Source organism: Lysobacter sp. 22409, assembly GCF_052045105.1.
GTDB classification, from domain to species: Bacteria; Pseudomonadota; Gammaproteobacteria; order Xanthomonadales; family Xanthomonadaceae; genus Lysobacter; species Lysobacter antibioticus_B.
In genome coordinates this window covers 1-3,035 of the sequence record NZ_JBQEOE010000105.1, presented here as the reverse complement: position 1 = coordinate 3,035, position 3,035 = coordinate 1, and the positions used below count along the sequence as shown (strand labels likewise).

Below are 3,035 nucleotides of genomic sequence, written 5' to 3'. Positions count from 1 at the left end.
CACCATCGCTCGCTGCTCGATAACGGCCTGGCGAGCGAGTCCGACGGCTCTTGCGCCTGGGCCAATGCCGAGGCGGCCGATTACGACGAGAGCAAAACCCGCATTGAGCAGTTGGAAGTCGGTGTCTGCACCGACCTCGGTCCGGCGCGCCTGGGCCTGGGCCTGGGCAAGGCCAAGGCGCGGCAGGAGTGGGACCTTGGCAGCCAAGGCAAGTCCGAAGGCGAATACCTGCTCGGCGAGGCGGCGTTCAAGTTCGGCGAACAATGGCAGGGCAGCCTGCTGGGCTATTCCGGCCGGTTCGATGTCGATTCGCAGCGTCGTTACTACAATGGCACCGATGTGCATACCTCGTCGGCGCGGCCGGATGCGAAGGTGGCGGCGCTGCGCGCGCGTTTGGACTGGAAGGACGCGGCGCAGTGGGGCAGGGTGAGAGTTTCGCCGTACCTGTCCTACACCTGGAGCAAGACCGAGCTGGATGCTTACAGCGAAGACGGCGGCGGTTTCCCGTCGCGCTTCGAGCGCAGCGATTGGACGACGCGCGATGCGCGCTTGGGCACGGCGTTCTCGGGCCGGATCGGCGGCAGCAACGAACTGACGGTGTCGCTGGAAGCGGTCCGCCGTCTGGACAAGACGGTCAGCGGCACGCGCGGCGAGATCATCGACCTGTTCGGGTTCGATCTGCCCGGCGGCGAACTGGACCGCAGCTGGGGGCAGGCCTTGGTGGACTTCGACCACCGTTTCGGCAACGGTTCGGTGCTCGGCGTCGGCGCACGCGCATCCTCGTCGGGCGGCGATGCGGATTGGGGTGTGTCGGCGAGCTATCGGCTGGCCTTCTAGGCTGCGGCCAGCGGCCGCCCGGGCTGTTTCCTGGCGGTCGCGCGGCCGGCGGCGCCGGCCGAAACGTATGAGTGTCGTACGGTAAGTGCGGGGGAAAGCGCCATAGCGTGACCGGCGGCGCTGTCGGTGCAGTTTCAGTCGATGCGACGGCCGCCTAGGATCATCAGTGCATGAGAGCCCGGGGCCTGTCCCTGATGACTTCGCTCGACCACCAAGGATTGGACTATGCGCGCAGCGATTTTGACGTTGGCCGTTCTGGCCGTTTGCGGTTCCGCCCGGGCGGCGGTGGAAGTGGACGTGATCGGCCCGGAATTTTCCATGGGCTGGTCGCTGTTGTCCGACGACGGCCGTGCCGTGGCCGGCCTTTTCCACGCCACCGCGTTCCATTGGACCCGATCGCAAGGGCGTACCGACATCCTGACGTTCCCCGGGCTTTCCAGCCAAGATTTCGAGTTGCGTGCGATATCCGGGGACGGTTCCGTGGTGTTGTTGAACCTGCCCGATTCGGTATCGGGGCTACCGGACCGACGCTGGGCGCCGGCGCTGTGGACGCGCGAAGGCGGGATACGGGTGGTGGATGTCCCCGGCTACTCCGCCATTGCCCAGGACATGTCCGCGGACGGGCGGATCATCGCCGGGCAACGTTTGAACAGCAATTTCCGGCGTGAGGTCTTCCGCTGGCGTTCCGATCGGGGCGTGGAGGTGATGCCGGTAGCCGGCGACTGGCAGGGCTACTCGTTGTTCGATCCCGGTGCGCTTTCCGGCGACGGACGCACGGTCATCGGTCGGGCCAGCGGAAACGGGGTGAACCCGCGGGTGTTCGTGTGGCAGGACGGGCGCGCGCCGTTCTTCATCGATGCGGCGCTCGGCAGCGCGCTGGAGGCCGCGGTAGACGTTTCGCACGACGGCAGCCGCATCACCGGGGTCATCGTCACGAACTCGGGCGAGCGGATTCAACAGGCCTACGTCTGGGACCAGGCGGCCGGCGTGCGCTTGCTCGGCCTGTTGCCGTCGATGAAGGGCAGTTTGCCGACCAAAATATCCGCCGACGGGCAGGTGATCGTCGGCGAAACCTACGGTGGTCCGGGAGGACAGAGGAATGTCTTCCGTTGGTCCGAGCAGACCGGAACGCTGTCGATCCAGCAATGGCTGGCCGGCTACGGCGTCGAGTTCGCGATCGACCCCACTTGGGCGAAGGTGCAAGGGGTCAATGCCGACGGATCGGTGATCGCGGGCCTAGGCTTCCGCGATCAGATCTGGATCGCGCGGGTCAAGGGGCCGAACGGCGGTTTTCTGCTGGACGTGGCGGCCTACCGACGCAGCCTGATCGATGCCAACCAGCGCCTGACCCTGGGCCTGAGCGGCCTGGCCAACGCGACGCTGTCGGGCGCGCACCATCGCTCGCTGCTCGATAACGGCCTGGCGAGCGAGTCCGACGGCTCTTGCGCCTGGGCCAATGCCGAGGCGGCCGATTACGACGAGAGCAAAACCCGCATTGAGCAGTTGGAAGTCGGTGTCTGCACCGACCTCGGTCCGGCGCGCCTGGGCCTGGGCCTGGGCAAGGCCAAGGCGCGGCAGGAGTGGGACCTTGGCAGCCAAGGCAAGTCCGAAGGCGAATACCTGCTCGGCGAGGCGGCGTTCAAGTTCGGCGAACAATGGCAGGGCAGCCTGCTGGGCTATTCCGGCCGGTTCGATGTCGATTCGCAGCGTCGTTACTACAATGGCACCGATGTGCATACCTCGTCGGCGCGGCCGGATGCGAAGGTGGCGGCGCTGCGCGCGCGTTTGGACTGGAAGGACGCGGCGCAGTGGGGCAGGGTGAGAGTTTCGCCGTACCTGTCCTACACCTGGAGCAAGACCGAGCTGGATGCTTACAGCGAAGACGGCGGCGGTTTCCCGTCGCGCTTCGAGCGCAGCGATTGGACGACGCGCGATGCGCGCTTGGGCACGGCGTTCTCGGGCCGGATCGGCGGCAGCAACGAACTGACGGTGTCGCTGGAAGCGGTCCGCCGTCTGGACAAGACGGTCAGCGGCACGCGCGGCGAGATCATCGACCTGTTCGGGTTCGATCTGCCCGGCGGCGAACTGGACCGCAGCTGGGGGCAGGCCTTGGTGGACTTCGACCACCGTTTCGGCAACGGTTCGGTGCTCGGCGTCGGCGCACGCGCATCCTCGTCGGGCGGCGATGCGGATTGGGG

At 66.9% G+C, this 3,035-nt stretch carries 2 protein-coding genes; both read left to right on the top strand.

The window, feature by feature from the left end:
• On the top strand, nt 1-837 hold an 837-nt coding region (locus ACTJJK_RS23155; RefSeq protein WP_440731101.1), incomplete at its 5' end, for an autotransporter domain-containing protein.
• Between the two features lie 225 nt (nt 838-1,062).
• On the top strand, nt 1,063-3,035 hold a 1,973-nt coding region (locus ACTJJK_RS23150; RefSeq protein ID WP_440731364.1), incomplete at its 3' end, for an autotransporter domain-containing protein.